The 15,396-nt window shown below is 58.8% G+C and carries 12 protein-coding genes; 3 read left to right on the plus strand and 9 right to left on the minus strand.

Features of this window, described 5'->3' with window-relative positions; translation table 11 throughout:
* Positions 1-5: 5 nt before the first annotated feature.
* The 3 genes from NWV12_RS11855 to NWV12_RS11865 are packed head-to-tail and all read left to right on the plus strand — an operon-like array spanning position 6 to position 6,512.
* Positions 6-1,352 carry an SrfA family protein gene (locus NWV12_RS11855; protein ID WP_048979178.1) on the plus strand — a complete coding sequence of 449 codons (1,347 nt, stop codon included), beginning with the start codon at positions 6-8 and terminating at the stop codon, positions 1,350-1,352.
* 4 nt (positions 1,353-1,356) lie between these two features.
* Positions 1,357-4,338: a virulence factor SrfB gene (locus NWV12_RS11860; protein WP_048977278.1), complete on the plus strand. Its 2,982-nt coding sequence runs from the start codon at positions 1,357-1,359 to the stop codon at positions 4,336-4,338.
* Entirely contained in the window at positions 4,335-6,512 is a 2,178-nt protein-coding gene (locus NWV12_RS11865; protein WP_048979177.1) for a virulence factor SrfC family protein, read from the plus strand. Before NWV12_RS11860 ends, NWV12_RS11865 begins: the two co-directional genes overlap by 4 nt.
* Positions 6,513-6,583: 71 nt before the next feature.
* On the opposite strand, the gene NWV12_RS11870 is transcribed toward NWV12_RS11865, so the two are convergent.
* From NWV12_RS11870 to NWV12_RS11910, 9 genes are all read right to left on the minus strand, one after another.
* Entirely contained in the window at positions 6,584-7,339 is a 756-nt protein-coding gene (locus NWV12_RS11870) for an alpha/beta fold hydrolase (protein WP_048979176.1), read from the minus strand.
* Between the two features lie 86 nt (positions 7,340-7,425).
* Positions 7,426-7,599, minus strand: coding sequence for a GhoT/OrtT family toxin (locus NWV12_RS11875; protein ID WP_013096478.1), 174 nt, complete (start codon positions 7,597-7,599; stop codon positions 7,426-7,428).
* Between the two features lie 183 nt (positions 7,600-7,782).
* On the minus strand, positions 7,783-9,207 hold the full coding sequence (patD, locus tag NWV12_RS11880; protein WP_048979175.1) for an aminobutyraldehyde dehydrogenase: 1,425 nt from the start codon (positions 9,205-9,207) through the stop codon (positions 7,783-7,785).
* Between the two features lie 24 nt (positions 9,208-9,231).
* Positions 9,232-10,038, minus strand: coding sequence for an ABC transporter permease (locus tag NWV12_RS11885; RefSeq protein WP_029741505.1), 807 nt, complete (start codon positions 10,036-10,038; stop codon positions 9,232-9,234).
* The gene (locus NWV12_RS11890; protein ID WP_048979174.1) at positions 10,028-10,972 is read right to left on the minus strand and encodes an ABC transporter permease; all 945 of its coding nucleotides are present in this window, start codon (positions 10,970-10,972) and stop codon (positions 10,028-10,030) included. The genes NWV12_RS11885 and NWV12_RS11890 overlap by 11 nt, the downstream gene beginning before the upstream one ends.
* 1 nt (position 10,973) lies before the next feature.
* Positions 10,974-11,987 (minus strand): ABC transporter ATP-binding protein, encoded by a 1,014-nt coding sequence (locus NWV12_RS11895; protein ID WP_048979173.1) that lies wholly within the window; start codon positions 11,985-11,987, stop codon positions 10,974-10,976.
* 17 nt (positions 11,988-12,004) lie between these two features.
* Positions 12,005-13,150: a putative ABC transporter substrate-binding protein YdcS gene (ydcS, locus tag NWV12_RS11900; RefSeq protein WP_029741508.1), complete on the minus strand. Its 1,146-nt coding sequence runs from the start codon at positions 13,148-13,150 to the stop codon at positions 12,005-12,007.
* 271 nt (positions 13,151-13,421) lie between these two features.
* Entirely contained in the window at positions 13,422-14,831 is a 1,410-nt protein-coding gene (locus NWV12_RS11905; protein ID WP_048977289.1) for a PLP-dependent aminotransferase family protein, read from the minus strand.
* A gap of 82 nt (positions 14,832-14,913) precedes the next feature.
* Positions 14,914-15,102 carry a hypothetical protein gene (locus NWV12_RS11910; protein ID WP_023335881.1) on the minus strand — a complete coding sequence of 63 codons (189 nt, stop codon included), beginning with the start codon at positions 15,100-15,102 and terminating at the stop codon, positions 14,914-14,916.
* Positions 15,103-15,396 lie beyond the last annotated feature (294 nt).

The raw sequence follows: 15,396 nt of genomic DNA on the forward strand, positions 1-15,396 counted from the left end.
AAATCGTGGCAAAAACTCTTTTACGCAGCGGTAACCTGGATGACTTTCAGGCCGTTGGCGGCGGCGGACAAGCCGTTTTTGAATCAGCGTTACAAATCCGGGAAGCGCTCCGGTTGCGCAAACAACAGGCCATCGTCGACTGTCTGGCGATTCCTCAGGTCAACGACAGCGGTGACCGCGTGGACTGGTATTCCCCCGTTGAAGGGAGCGTAACCAGCTGGAAAGCGGCCGATGAGGATGACCGCTATCGCGCCCTGCGCTATCTGGAAAACACGCTGGCCAGCGTTGAGTCATTAAGCAAGAAATGCCTCCAGTCTCCCAAAACCGCGCAGCAGCTTTTTGGTTCTCTGCTGTCGAAGGCGTTTCAGTTCCCGGGTGAAAACTTCCTCTTCCTGGTGGACGGAAAGCCGGTCATCAGCTTCTGGGGGTTTGTAAACCTCAACGAAAATGCGCGCGACGATGTCCTCGACTGCCTGCGTGAATCGCTGGTCCCTGAGCCCGCCCCCGTTGTCATTGAAGATCCTGAACCCGAGCCTGAGCCAGAACCGGTTGTAGCCTTTGAACACGCCGACGAGCCGCTGATCGCCCCTTCCACGGTGGTGCGCATCACGCCGGAAGAGCTGTATGAGCCAGAGCCGGCCCCGGCCGTTGCGCAACCCGTTCAGGAACCGGCTGTGCCGATCGTCGCGAAAAAGCGCCGCGTTCCCCTGTGGACCCTGCCGGTTGCCGTCGCGATCGTTGCCGCCGTTGCCGCACCGCTGCTGTGGCCAAAACAGTCCCCTTCCGCTGAGCCCGCACCGGCGCCAGCACCTCAGCCCGTAGAGATTGCGCCTAAGCCGATCAAAGCGGTTGAGCCGCTGGCCATGAAATTACCGCTGCATCAGGCAGAGGTCCTGGCAAGCAAAGAAAAAGAGCCTGCTCTGGCGCCTGCGCCAGAGCCTGCCCCGGTGGTGATTGTCGCCATCCCGAAAGATGCCATGGTAATGGAAGCGAATCAGGTGAAAGCGGGATCGACGCGTTTCCTGAACGGCACCTGGCGTGCGGTTCTCGACGTGAAAGATCCGGTCACCGGCAAGCCGCCGTCAATGCGCTATCAGATCCAGAACAATAAAGGCTTCGCCCGGGTTGTCCATGGCGACAACGTTGTCTGCCGCGCGGAGGTGTTCTCCGGCCTGCACAGCAACGGCGAGCTGATGATTAAAAGTCGCGGTACTGCCCGCTGCACCGACGGCTCCCGCTACCCGATGCCGGAGGTTGCCTGTAAAGCAGGCGCCAGCGATATCGCGGAATGTCGCGCCCGTTATGATGCCAATACCGTCGTTCCCCTGACGTTCAAGAAAGCAGGTGCCTGATCCTATGCTGGTAAATCTTTGCGACTATAAACAAAGCGTCACGCTTATTGCCAACAGCGGCGTGCAGTTCCTTGATTTCGGTCTGACGCCGCAGGACACCGCCAGCAACGGGCGCTTCGTACGTAAAACCGCGAACGGCCCGCTGCTGCGGCTCGATTTCGACCTGGTTAACGGGCGCTATACCGTGCCGGGAACGAACGGCGGGCAGCCTGAAGTGGTCAAACCGGAAACCACCATCCCGCTGCATCAGTCCCTGGCGGTGCTGGACGGCGTCTGGCTTCCGGTTCCATTCCTGCGTTTCAATCCGCCGCGAACCTTTGTTGAGGGGCCGGATAACTGGGCCCGCGTTCAGGTGCGCAGGCTGGATACACCCGACACGGCAGGCAATACGCACCGCGTTACTCTCGCTCTTGACAGCCAGATTGCTGAACACGCCACGTCCGCCCTGTCTCCGGTTGAAAACGATATTCTGAACGGGACCCGTTTCGCGCTGGCCTGGCGAGACAATGAGGTCGAAAGTTTCCTCGACCAGACCTGGATTGATGGCTGGCTGCGCGAGGCATTTACCCAGTATGCCGACGGCGTTGAAAACCGCTCAGAACGCGATCTCCAGCAGGCGATGCGCGGGTTTGAATATCAGGCCCACTGGCTTAACCTGCTGACCATGCTCGGTGAACAGCTTACCGTGCCGGAAGTGAAATTTGTTACCCATACGCTCAGCACGCCTGCCATTCCGGTCGACCTGATCCTCGACGTGGGCAATACCCACACCTGCGGCGTCATTATCGAAGACCACGGCGATGCGAACGATGGCCTGCGCCAGACCGCCGAGCTGCAGGTACGCTCATTAAGCGAGCCGCAGTTCCTGAATGCGCCGCTGTTCACCAGCCGTCTCGAGTTTTCGGAAGCGCGTTTTGGCAAGCAGCACTTCTCGGTAGAGAGCGGTCGCGAAGATGCCTTTGTCTGGCCGTCGATTGTTCGCGTGGGCGATGAAGCCCGCAAGCTGGCGATGCAGCGTCTGGGGACCGAAGGCAACAGCGGCATCTCCAGCCCGCGCCGCTACCTGTGGGATGAAACGCCGGTCGTGCAGGACTGGCGCTTTAGCCAGATGAACAGCAAAACCCAGCGTGAGCCGCTTGCCACCGCGTTTCCGCTGATGAACCTGATGAACGATGACGGCGAACCGCTCTTCACGCTGCCGCAGGACGAGCGGCTGCCGGTCTTCTCGCCGCAGTACAGCCGCAGTACGCTGATGACGCACATGCTGTGCGAGCTGCTGGCGCAGGCGCTGGGGCAGATCAACAGCGTCGCCACGCGCCTGCGTCTGGGCTTCCCGGCATCGCCGCGCCAGCTGCGCACCCTGATCCTGACCCTGCCCTCGGCCATGCCAAAGCAGGAGCGCGAGATTTTCCGTCGCCGCATGTTTGAAGCCATCGCCATCGTCTGGAAAGCGATGGGCTGGCACCCGCAGGATGAGGATTTTGTCACCCGCAAACAGCAGGATAAAAGCGTGGTGCCGGTTCCTGAAATCCAGATGGAGTGGGATGAAGCCAGCTGCGGTCAGCTGGTCTGGCTGTATAACGAAGCGATCTCCCGCTTTGGCGGTCAGACCGAAGCCTTCTTCGCCTCCCTGGCCCGCCCGGACCGTGAGCCTGAGCCGGGTAGCCAGCCGGGCCGCGCGCTGCGCGTCGCGTCCATCGACATCGGCGGCGGCACAACGGATATGGCGATCACCCATTATCAGCTGGATGACGGTTCCGGCAATAACGTCAAGATCACCCCGCAGCTGCTGTTCCGTGAAGGCTTTAAGGTCGCGGGCGACGATACGCTTCTGGACGTGATTCAGCGCTACGTGTTGCCTGCCCTGCAAACGCAGCTGCAGAAATCCGGTATCGCGGACGCCTCGCTGCTGATGGCGTCACTCTTCGGCGACTCCGGGCGTATTGACACCCAGGCCGTACTCCGCCAGCAAACGGCGCTTCAGCTTTTTATGCCGATTGGCCACGCTATTCTTGCCGCGTGGGAATCGAGCGACGTTGACGATCCGCTGGCCGGTCTGCATGCCACCTTTGGCGATCTCCTGCCGCAGAAACCGACCCGCAACGTCATGAATTACCTGCAGCAGGCGATCGATCATGCCCTGCCTGCGGGTTCAGACGCGTTTGACCTGTTCGCCGTGCCGCTGCACGTGAACTTCCGCGAAATGCAGGATGCGATGCTGGCCGGGCAGTTTACGCTGGCCTCGCCGCTCCACGCGGTGTGCGAGGCGATATCCCATTACAGCTGCGATATTCTGCTGATCACCGGACGCCCCGGCTGCCTGCCGGGCGTTCAGGCGCTGATTCGTCATCTGCAGCCGGTGCCGGTCAACCGTATCGTCTGGCTGGATAAATACCAGGTGCACGAGTGGTATCCGTTCAGCCAGCAGGGGCGCATTGGCAACCCGAAATCAACGGCCGCGGTGGGGGCCATGCTCTGCAGCCTGGCGCTCGACCTGCGTCTGCCGCGCTTCAACTTTAAAGCCGCGGACATTGGCGCGTATTCAACCGTGCGGTATCTCGGCGTGCTGGATAACACCGTTAATACCCTGCGCGAGGAAAACGTCTGGTATCAGGATATCGATCTTGATAAGCCGGGCGCGAAGCTCGACGCGCGTCTGCACTTCCCGCTGCGCGGTAACGTTACCCTCGGCTTCCGCCAGCTGGCGAACGCACGCTGGCCCGCAACGCCGCTCTACACGCTCAGCATCAACTCGGCTGAACTGGCGAAAGCCATTGCCGGTGACGGCGTGCTGAACGTGCGGCTGAAGCTCTGCGGCGGCAGCAAGCAGGAAGGTCCTGAGGCCTTCGAGCTGAGCGATGCCTGGCTGCAGGACGGCACGCCGGTTGCCCCTGACGCATTAACCTTCAAACTGAATACCCTGGCCGATCGCCGACACAGCGGTAGCCACTACTGGATCGACAGCGGGAGCGTATACCTGAAATGACAGCGACGACGACCACCACTCAGGCCTTAATCGGGTGGATTAATGAGACGCGCCTGAACGCCCCTGTGCTGGATAACGATGCTGACGCCCTGCTTGCTCGCATCAACGCGGCGCAGGCGCGGGAGCAGGCCATTGAACGCGCCATGACCCGCCAGAGCAGCATTGGGCTTTACGGTCATTCACAGAGCGCGAAATCCCATCTGCTGTTATCCCTGTGCGGCAGCGGTAATGGACGCCTGAACGTGACGCCGGGCCAGCGCACCTTTGACTATTTTTCGCATATCAATCCGGGACATGCCCTGACCAACATGGCCGTCCGCTTCACGCCGGAAAGCCCGGAGGTGGCGGATGAGGCGTTCCCGCTGCGTCTGAGCCTGGTCACCGAGGCCGAGCTGGTACAGCTGTTTATTGCCCGCACGACGCTGCATCCGCAGATGCGCGCGGTGGATAAGGCGGTCATTGAGACACGTCTGGAGAAATGGCGCGGGCTGCGCCAGCCGCAGGGCGTGCCCGGCATAACGGCTCAGGAAGTGGGTGCGATTGCCCGCTTCTGGCAAAGCACCGTACCCGCCGCTAAGCAGCAAATCGATGATGCTCTGTGGCATGAGTTCGCCCGGCTGGTGCCTTCTCTCGATCTCAGCACGCGGGCCAGCGTCTGGTCGCTGCTGTGGGGCGAGCAGCAGGAGTTGACCCAGCAGTGGTTAAAACTGGCCCATGTGCTGCACCAGACCAGCCATGCCGGCGAGCTTGCTGCCCCGCTTAGCCTGCTGGTGGACAGCTTTGGCCTGCCGGGTGAAGGGTTCCTGACGCACGACGGCACGTTAGATCTTCAGGACGCGCAGGAGACGCTGCTTCATCCGCTAAATAGCGGTGAAATGCTTAACGCCATCAGCATCCCCGTCGACGTGCTGGCCTTCCTGACCCGCGAGCTGGTGCTGCCGGTTGAGAACGGCGCACTGGATAACGTCGATATTATTGATATTCCTGTTTTTGAAGATAACCGTGCCGACCCGCTACGCCAGGCGAAGTCCCAGTGGCTGCTCGAGCATTACCGTCAACAGCTTCAGCCGGATGTGCTGGTGATTTGCAATGCGACGGCGCAGCACGAGCAGACGGCAAAAAAAGCAAAAGTGCTGATGAACTGGGTCAAGGAGACGCAGCCTGCTGAAGAATCTGCCCTGCCGGGGCTGGTATGGGCGATTACGCCACACGACGCCCGCTTTACCACCCGACAGAATCTCGATGAAGCCGTACAGCATCTGCTCGGAAAGCCGGGTTTACGCTGGGGCACGCTGCAGGCGCTGGACAGCCACAGCATGCAGCGCGTCATCGAATGGCTGTCTCAGGCCACGCTGCCCGCCCAGCGACAGAAGCGTCTCGGCACGCTGAAAGGCTTGCTGCGACAGGAGCTCTCATCGCTGATGCAAAGCTATCTGGCGCCGCTGGTTGAAGAGCCGGGGAAAAGACGCGCTCAGGCCGAAAGCATGGTGCGCACGCTGCAAAGCAGCGCCGCCCGCCACGGCGAACTGCTTGAAGGCCTGCTGCCGCCGCTGAAAGCCTTTGAAACGCTGCTCGCCGTTCAGCAGCCGCGCGAGGAGCAGGTGAACGGGCTGTTTACGGACACTATTGACCTGTTTGCCGAGAATGCGCAGGAAAGCACCGGCCTGTTCCAGACAAAAGACAAAGCGCGTCTGGCGCACAGAGTCTGGATAAATCATCTGCGTCAGTGGAGCCGCAATGAGGCCACGGCCGCGCGCCTCGGGCTGGAGCCTTCGGTATTACAGCAAATCGCGGATGTGCTGGTGGTCACCAGCTACCGGCTTAATCTGCCACAACAGCTTCAGCGCATTGTCGAAGCGGATAAAAGCAGCGCGGCACAGCTACATGCCGTGATGGGCAATTTCATTGGCTGGCTGGGTTATGACCAGACGCCCGTGGCAACACGTCCGGCAAGCCGCATCCGCAAGGGGCAGGCAATCTTCGTTACGCCGGTGGTCAGCAGCGCGGAGCCTCGATTGACGCGCCTGGGGGAACAGCCTGTGCATGCGGCCACCGCGTACGTTTACGACTGGCTGGTCGCACTCTATAGCCGCGCGATAGAGAACATTGATTACCAGCATCCGCATGATGTTCAGCCTGACGCACGTCAGGCACTACGGGCTTTGATAAAGTAGCCGCCTTTGTTGCCGGGTGGCGCTGCGCTTACCCGGCCTACATTTCGCAACGATGATAAATTGCACAATAATCACATCGTCATACACCCGGCTAACGTCTGTGCCAGCGCAGACGGATTCTCCCACGACATCGAATGCCCCGCCGCAGGGATAATTTTTACCTCAACGCCCTTTTGCTTCAGATTGTCCACATCGTCATCCGGCAGAGACAGCTCGCCGAAAATCAACGTTACCGGGCAAGGAAGTGACAGGAACTGCGCTTCCCATTCGGGCTCAACGCCCGCCACCAGGCTCGATGCGCCCCGCCAGACGGCATACGGCGCATTGCTCTGCAGACACCCTGCCCACGCCGTTTTTTCTGCGCTGAGCATGGCGTCATAGCCCTGCGTCAGAAACTGCTGCTCGGTTTGCGCTGCAATAGACCGGCTGAACATCCCCCCACCCGCATGAAAATTGGGCTCTGACACCATCAGCCCCTTCACGCGCGTTGCAAGCAGCCCCGCCGTTTCGATAGCAATGCTGCCGCCCATGCTGTGGCCGTATAACCAGAAGGCATCCAGCTTAAGGTGGTCAATCAGCTCCGCCACAACGTGCGCCTGGTCGGTGGTTTTATAGCTGTAGCGTTCAGGCTTGTCGCTGTAGCCGCTGCCGGGCAAGTCGATAAGGATCGCTCTGCGCGCGCCAAACAGCGGGTCATGAACGACGCGGGGATATTCATAGGAAGAGGCGCAGCCCAGCCCGTGAATGAACACCACGGGATCGCCGGTGCCGGGCAGGTCATGCCAGCGCACGGTACAGCCGGCCTGCTGCGAGTAAAAACTGTTCATAAGCACTCCTTTTACGATGCACTGTGTATTTATACAGTTACCGTATCTGGAATGCCATATTCATCTTTTAAAAATGGAAGCGTGCTTCAGAAAAGCGAGACCAGCAGCGCAACGGGAAAGCTCATTGGCCAGGTTGACCCCACCAGAAAAGCGCTGAGCAGGCGGATACGTTTGCGGTCTTTAGAGAGGAACCAGGTAATTAATGCGCAGATGGAAGCCATGATTGCGTAAAAAACCAACATCTTTTGATACAACGTCATTCTGTATACCAGAGCCGAAAAAATAACCGCACGCAATATGCGTCATATGTTGATACAGATCAAGTTTTTTCGTTACAGAATAACCACTTAAAGATTACGGATAATAACAACTGAGTATCTTGCGTAACACTCATGGCGGGCGCGGGGAACGCCTGGCCGCGCATGCGGCCAGGCATGGCGGGCTTAGTGTTTGATCATCACATGCCGCACGACCGTATAATCCTCAAGCCCGTAGACCGACATATCTTTGCCGTAGCCGGATAATTTCATGCCGCCGTGCGGCATTTCGCTCACCAGCATAAAATGGGTATTCACCCAGGTGCAGCCGTACTGCAGGCGCGCGCTCAGGCGATGGGCGCGGCCCACGTCTTTGGTCCAGACCGATGACGCCAGGCCATACTGCGAATCATTCGCCCAGGCCAGCACCTGCGCCTCGTCGTCAAATTCGGTGACGCTCACCACCGGGCCAAACACCTCCCGCTGAACGATGGCGTCGTCCTGTTTTGCCCCCGCCAGCAGGGTTGGCTGGAAGTAGTAGCCTGCCCCCTCTTTTTTGCTCCCGCCGGTGACAACGCGGATATGACCGAGCGCTTTCGCCTCATCGACGGCCTGACAGACGCGTGAAAGATGGGCGGCCGAGCTGAGCGGGCCCAGTTCGGTCGAGGCATCCTCCGGCGCACCAATATTAAGGCTGGCGACCGCTGCGCCCAGCTTTTCCACCAGCGCGGCATAAATGCCCTTCTGGGCATAAATCCGGCAGGCCGCCGTACAGTCCTGTCCGGCATTGTAGAAACCAAACGTCCGCACCCCTTCGACAACCGCATCCAGGTCGGCATCATCAAAGACGATAACCGGCGCTTTACCGCCCAGCTCCATGTGGGTGCGTTTAATGGAGGACGCGGTATGGCCGATGATATGTTCCCCGGTAGCAATCGAACCGGTCAGCGAGACCATACGGACTTTTTCATGCCCGGTAAGCGGGTCACCGACCGTTTTTCCCCGGCCAAACAGCACGTTCAGGACGCCTGCCGGGAAGATATCTTTTGCCAGCTCCCCCAGCTTCAGCGCGGTCAGGGGCGTGATCTCTGAGGGCTTAATCACCACGCAGTTCCCAGCCGCCAGCGCGGGTGCCAGCTTCCAGGCCGCCATCATCAGCGGATAGTTCCAGGGGGCAATAGAGGCAACCACGCCCACCGGATCGCGGCGGATCATCGACGTGTGGCCGTCAAGGTACTCCCCGGCGGCCAGCCCGTTAAGACAGCGGGCGGCCCCGGCGAAGAAACGGAAAACGTCGACCACCGCCGGAATTTCATCTCCCAGAGCGCAGTGCAGCGGCTTGCCGCAGTTGAGGGATTCGAGCCGGGCAAAGTCCTCCCCATGCGCTTCAATCGCATCCGCCAGCTTCAGCAGGCACTCGGCGCGGGTTTTCGGCGTGGTTAGCCCCCACTCCGCAAAAGCACGGTCGGCCGCCTGAACCGCCGCGTCGATCTGAGTCGCTGACGCCTCGGCAATCTCCAGCAGGAGTTCTCCAGTGGCCGGGTTATAGACCGGCTGTTTTTCTCCCTCTCCGGTTACCAGTTTTCCCTCTATCAGCAGTTGTGTTTGCATAGCATTTTCCTGTTGAATTCACTGTTATTTCCCGCTGCCGGCGATATTCTCGCCGTCGCGGGTTAGCCACCAGGCTCCCAGAATGGGGATAGTTGTCACCAGCATCACCAGCAGTGCTACGACGTTGGTGACCGGCACGTCGCGCGGACGACCGAGCTGATTGAGCAACCACAGCGGTAACGTGCGCTCGTGTCCCGCCGTAAACGTTGTGACGATTATCTCGTCAAACGACAGGGCAAACGCCAGCATTCCCCCGGCCAGCAGCGCGGAACCCAGATTGGGCAGCACCACATAGCGGAAGGTTTGCCATCCGTCGGCCCCGAGATCCATCGACGCTTCCACCAGGCTCCAGGAGGTGCGTCTGAACCGGGCAATCACGTTGTTAAACACCACCACCACGCAAAAGGTGGCGTGTCCCACCACGATGGTGAAAAAACCCGGCTCAAGGTCAATCGTTTTGAATGCCGTCAGCAGCGCCAGACCGGTGATGATCCCCGGTAACGCAATCGGCAACAGCAGCAACAGCGAGATCGCATTCTTGCCAAAAAACTCGCTTCGCCACAGCGCCGCTGCAGCAAGCGTGCCAAGCACAAGGGCAATCGCGGTGGAGAGCGCGGCAATCTGAAGTGACAACGTCACGGATTCAATAATATCGCCGCGCCCCGCCGCCACGCTGAACCACTTCAGCGTCAGCCCCTGCGGCGGAAAGCTGAAGGCCGCGTCTTCGGTATTAAAGGCATAGGTCGCGATAATCAGCAGCGGGAAGTGCAGGAAGATGACGCCTCCCCACGCTGCCACTTTCAGGAACAGCGGTGCGCGTTCAGAGTGCATCGAATGCTCCCAGACGTTTCACGAACGCCAGATAGAGTGAAATCAGCACGATGGGCACCAGCGTGAACGCGGCGGCCATGGGCATATTGCCAATGGCACCCTGCTGCGAGTAGACCATATTACCGATGAAGTAGCCCGGCGGCCCCACCAGCTGTGGAACGATGAAATCCCCCAGCGTCAGGGAAAAGGTGAATATTGAGCCCGCGGCAATACCCGGGATCGCCAGCGGCAGAACGACGTAGCGAAAGGTCTGACGAGGGCGCGCGCCGAGGTCGGCTGAGGCCTGCAGTAGCGAGGCAGGCAGGCGTTCCAGCGCCGCCTGGACGGGCAGGATCATAAACGGCAGCCAGATGTAGACGAAGACCAGAAACCGTCCCAGCCCGGAGGTGGACAAGGTGTTGCCGCCAATCGCCGGGAGCGTAAGGAGTGAGGTCAGGATCGGCTCCAGCCCCATATGGTTGAGAAACCACTGCGCCACCCCGTCCTTCGCCAGCAGCAGCGTCCAGGCGTAGGCTTTGACGATGTAGCTCGCCCACATTGGCAGCATCACGGCGATATAGAAAAACGCTTTCCACTTGCCGCGGGTGTATCGCGCCATGTACCAGGCCATCGGGAATGCCAGGATGGCGCTGGCTATCGTCACCGCAATCGCCATGGTTAACGTGCGCAGGATGATGTCGTAGTTTGCCGGGTTGAAAAGCGCGTGAATGTTCGCCAGGGTCAGATCCGGCGTGACGGCCATGGTGAAATCGTCAAAGGTGTAAAAACCTTGCCACAGCAGGGTCAGAAGCGATCCTAAATAGACGATGCCAAACCACATGAGCGGCGCGAGCAGAAGCAGGAACAGGCCGAGCGACGGTTTACGCCAGAACAGCGCCGTCATGCGGCTTAAGCGCCCATGCGAGGCGGGAGGATGCGCAACGCTCATAGACATTTCACCTCTCCTCGTGCAGGCGAATCATCGCCTCGCGTGACCACGACGCCATCACCGCCTGCCCCGGCGCAATGCCGCTCAGCGACGAGGTTTCACTGAGATTGGCCTGGCTCACCAGCAGCTTGGCGCCATCTGCGAGCTTCAGCTCCAGACGCGTGGCCGCTCCCTGATACTGAACGGCCTGCACGATGCCCTGAACCTGAACGTCTCCGCCCTCATTAAGGCGAATATGTTCCGGGCGCAGGGAATAGCTGCCTTCCATACCGCAAATTTTCTGCGCAAGGCCCGCATCAAAGACGTTGGACGTGCCGACAAAACCGGCGACAAACGGCGTGCGCGGACGCATGTAGAGATCGCGCGGGGTATCCACCTGCTCGATGCGCCCGTTATTGAACACCGCCACCCGGTCTGACATGGAAAGGGCCTCGCCCTGATCGTGGGTGACAAAAATAAAGGTGATGCCGAGTTCCTGCTGAAGCTTCTTCAGCTCGAACTGCATCTGTTCACGCAGTTTGAGATCGAGCGCACCTAAGGGCTCATCCAGCAGCAGGACGCGCGGCTCATTGACCAGCGCCCGGGCGATGGCGACACGCTGCCGCTGGCCGCCGGAAAGTTGCGAGGGTTTGCGGGCAACGGCAAAGCTCAGGCCCACTTTTTCCAGGGCATCACGGGCCTGCGCATGGCGTTTTTTCCTGTCGATGCCTTTGACCATCAGCCCGTAGGCAACATTGTCGAGAATCGACATATGCGGGAACAGCGCGTAGTCCTGAAAGACGGTGTTCACATCCCGCTCCCAGGGAGGCAGTTCGCTCGCCTCTTTGCCGAAGATAGAAATCGTGCCGCCTGACAGCTGTTCAAAACCCGCGATCAGACGCAGGCAGGTGGTTTTGCCGGAGCCCGAAGGCCCCAGCATGGAGAAAAACTCTCCGTCACGAATAGCAATGGTGACCCCATCCACCGCCCGTACGTCGCCGTACAGACGGGAAACGTTGTTAAACTCTACCGCGTACGTCATGTTCTGCTCCCGGGCAATTAACGACCGCCCATGATGGCGATGTAATCCTGCGTCCAGCGGCTGTAAGGGACAAATTTGCCGCCTTCTGCGATGGGGGTTTTCCAGAACATGATTTTGTCGAACTCGTTATAACCGTTTGTTTCGCAGCCTTTATCACCCAGCAGCGTGCTGGCCTTACACCCTTCTGCAACCACGGGCAGGGAGCCAAACCAGGCCGCCAGATCGCCCTGAACTTTCGGCGTCAGCGACCAGTTCATCCATTTGTAGGCGCACATCGGGTGTTTTGCCTGCGCGTGCAGCATGGTGGTATCCGCCCAGCCGGTCACCCCCTCTTTCGGGAAGACGGTGGCAACGGGCTGGTTCTCAGCCTTCAGCGCATTCGCCTGATACGGCCAGGCGCTGGAGGCCACGACGCCTTCATTTTTAAAGTCGCTCATCTGAACGGTGGTGTCATGCCAGTAACGGTGGATCAGCGCGTGCTGGTCGCGAAGCACCTTGAGCACGGCGGCATACTGTTTTTCGGTGAGCTGGTACGGGTCTTTGATACCCAGCTGCGGTTGAGTGGCTTTGACGAACAGCGCGGCATCGGCGATATAAATCGGGCCGTCATACGCCTGCACGCGTCCCTGATTGGTTTTACCGTCCGGCAGATCCTGTTTGGTAAAGACCACGCTCCAGCTGTCCGGCGGCGTCGGGAAGGTTTTGGTGTTGTACATCAGCAGGTTTGGCCCCCACTGATACGGCGTGCCGTAGACTTTCCCGCCGACGTTAAACCATTCCCCTTTTACAATCCGCGCGTCGAGCGTTTTCCAGTTGGGGATGAGGTCGGGGTTAATGGGCTGAACGCGTTTCCCCATGATCAGGCGCAGGGAGGCGTCACCCGAGGCGGTGACCAGGTCATAGCCCCCTTTCGCCATCAGGCTGACCATTTCATCCGACGTGGCCGCCGTCTTGACGTTGACTGCACACCCGGTCTCTTTTTCAAACTGGGTGACCCAGTCATAATTTTTATCCGTCTGTCCGCGTTCGATGTATCCCGGCCAGGCGATAATATCCAGCCGACCTTCCCCGTCGCCGATGGCCTTTGGTGGTTCTGCGGCTTGCGCTGTCATGATAGTCATGCCGAGCGCGCACAGGCTGCTGCGGGCAAAATGTTTGCTCATAAGAGTTACTCCTGTCGCAATGAAATTTAGCGGCAGCCGTGCCGTAAAAATATCTCCCTTATTAAACGTAGACCGCGCAAATGCGCCGCACCGTACGGCTTCAGGAAATTTCATCAAGGTGTGACCGAGGGCGCATTCCCCGTTAACTGGATTATAGACAAGGAGTTAGCCGCGAGAGACGGTATGCAGATTTCCTATGACCGGGCACCGCGAAATATTCGCCGTGCCGTCATCAGGATAAGAATTGATTATTTAAATTACGGAGAAAAGTTTATTCCAGCATCGCGCTAATTAATTTTCCTAACTGAATGACCGCCTGCTCTTCTCGCTCTCCCCAGGCCCAGGAGGTATTAAACCGGAAGAACGGTGTCCACGCGTCGGAGGTGGAAAACATCTTTCCGGGCGCAATGCTGATGTGGTGCGTTAAGGCTTTTTCGCTGAGCAGCCCTGCATCCAGCTGCGCCGGAAGCTCCAGCCACAAAAAGTAGCCGCTGTCGTTATGGTGAATTTTGACGCCGGCAGGCATATGGCGCAAAAGAGACTGCCAGGCCTGCTGCTTTCGCTCGGCGAGGGTACGCCGCAGCCGGCGCAGATGGGCGTCGTAGCGTTTCGTCGCCAGGTAATCCACCAGCGCCAGCTGCACGGGTGAGCTGGTGGAGAGCGTGCTCATCAGCTGCAGCTGCTGAATGCGTCTCGCGTGTTTTCCTGCCGCAACCCAGCCGATGCGAAAACCGGCCACCAGGCATTTTGAAAAGGACGAGCAGTGAAGCGTCATGTCCTGGCGATCCCATGCTTTCGCCGGGAGCGGCTTTTCGCGGCCAAAATAGAGTTCGCTGTAGACATCGTCTTCAATCAGGGGGACGTTGTGCTGCGTTAACAGCGCGACAAGCTGCGCTTTTTTCTCCGCGCTCAGCGTGAAGCCAAGCGGGTTCTGACTGTTGGTCATGATCCAGCAGGCTTTAACCGGGTACTCCTTCAGCGCCTGTTCAAGGGCATTCAGATCAATCCCCTCGCGGACATCCGTCGCAATCGACAACGCTTTGAGCTTCAGGCGTTCCAGCGCCTGCAGCGCGCCGTAGAAACACGGGTTTTCGACTATCACCCAGTCGCCCGGCTCGGTTACCGCCTGCAGGCTGAGATTGAGCGCTTCAAGCGCGCCTGCGGTGATCACAATCTCTTCCGGGGAGATGTTCATCCCCTGCTGCGCGTAGCGACGGGCAATGGCGTGGCGGAGATCGACGTTACCCGGCGGCAGGTTCTCAATCACGCTCATCGCCGTCGCGGTTTTGCTGACGTTCGCCAGCGAGCGGTTGAGCTGCTGCAGCGGGAAAAGTCGGGGATCGGGAAACGCGGAGGCAAAAGGAACAACGGACGGGTCGCGGCTGGCCTGTAAGACGTCGAAGATGTAGGTATTAATATCCACCACTTCGTCACGCATCACCTGGGCAGGTGGAGCAGGCTGATGTGCGGTCGGGCGCGAGGCAACGTAATAGCCCGACTGCGGTCTGGCGACAATGCGCCCCTGACTTTCCAGCATCTGATACGCGTGGCCAACGGTCATAAAACTCATGCCGCTGCTCGCCACCTGCTCTCGCAGCGAAGGCAGCTTATCGCCCGGCAGCCATACGCCAAGCTCAATCTGCGAGATAATTTGTTGCGCCAGACGCTGGTATTTTTTCATCAAATTCTCCTTGTGACCGACAGTGTATATCAGCAGGAGAAAAAGAGAAGATTTAGCTAACTGTTATGGTTCGGGAAACGAATTACTTACGGTACTCGGTAACGTGGCTTTGCGCCTGACGCGCGGCGGCCAGGTGATCGAGCGTAATCATCGACGATTTGCAAAAGATGCATTTCGCGCCGAGTGGGTTTTTCTCAGACATATCAAAGACTGAGGTACGGTACTGCGAGCCATGACAGCATGGGCAGCGGAAATGAATATAAGAAGTCATAGGATTCTCCTGTGAACGTAAAAACGTAAATTACTAATGGGCCGATTGGGCAATAATGGTTTTAAACAAAACGAATCGGAAAGTAGATAAAGACCCAAGAGAGGCTGCGGAGAGGCACAACGTGATGAGAACTGCTTTATAAAACTACGTCAGATATTTATTTGGACTCAAAACCAGAGGGTCATTAACGCACGGCGCAGACGACAAGGCAAGCAGTTTTATGCGTAAAATTCATAAAAAGACGATTTTTATTCCTCAGGCGAGGTATATCAGATGGCTAAAGCATGAGTTTTA

This window comes from Enterobacter sp. Crenshaw, from assembly GCF_024734705.1.
In the GTDB taxonomy this organism is placed as follows: domain Bacteria; phylum Pseudomonadota; class Gammaproteobacteria; order Enterobacterales; family Enterobacteriaceae; genus Enterobacter; species Enterobacter asburiae_B.

What these genes read in the sequence shown, in the direction of transcription:
- NWV12_RS11885 (WP_029741505.1), bottom strand. Translation starts at nt 10,038, where the DNA reads ATGCACTCTGAACGCGCACCGCTGTTCCTGAAAGTGGCAGCGTGGGGA.
- NWV12_RS11865 (WP_048979177.1), top strand. Translation starts at nt 4,335, where the DNA reads ATGACAGCGACGACGACCACCACTCAGGCCTTAATCGGGTGGATTAAT.
- NWV12_RS11860 (WP_048977278.1), top strand. Translation starts at nt 1,357, where the DNA reads ATGCTGGTAAATCTTTGCGACTATAAACAAAGCGTCACGCTTATTGCC.
- NWV12_RS11890 (WP_048979174.1), bottom strand. Translation starts at nt 10,972, where the DNA reads ATGTCTATGAGCGTTGCGCATCCTCCCGCCTCGCATGGGCGCTTAAGC.
- NWV12_RS11895 (WP_048979173.1), bottom strand. Translation starts at nt 11,987, where the DNA reads ATGACGTACGCGGTAGAGTTTAACAACGTTTCCCGTCTGTACGGCGAC.
- NWV12_RS11875 (WP_013096478.1), bottom strand. Translation starts at nt 7,599, where the DNA reads ATGACGTTGTATCAAAAGATGTTGGTTTTTTACGCAATCATGGCTTCC.
- ydcS (WP_029741508.1), bottom strand. Translation starts at nt 13,150, where the DNA reads ATGAGCAAACATTTTGCCCGCAGCAGCCTGTGCGCGCTCGGCATGACT.
- NWV12_RS11905 (WP_048977289.1), bottom strand. Translation starts at nt 14,831, where the DNA reads ATGAAAAAATACCAGCGTCTGGCGCAACAAATTATCTCGCAGATTGAG.
- NWV12_RS11870 (WP_048979176.1), bottom strand. Translation starts at nt 7,339, where the DNA reads ATGAACAGTTTTTACTCGCAGCAGGCCGGCTGTACCGTGCGCTGGCAT.
- patD (WP_048979175.1), bottom strand. Translation starts at nt 9,207, where the DNA reads ATGCAAACACAACTGCTGATAGAGGGAAAACTGGTAACCGGAGAGGGA.
- NWV12_RS11910 (WP_023335881.1), bottom strand. Translation starts at nt 15,102, where the DNA reads ATGACTTCTTATATTCATTTCCGCTGCCCATGCTGTCATGGCTCGCAG.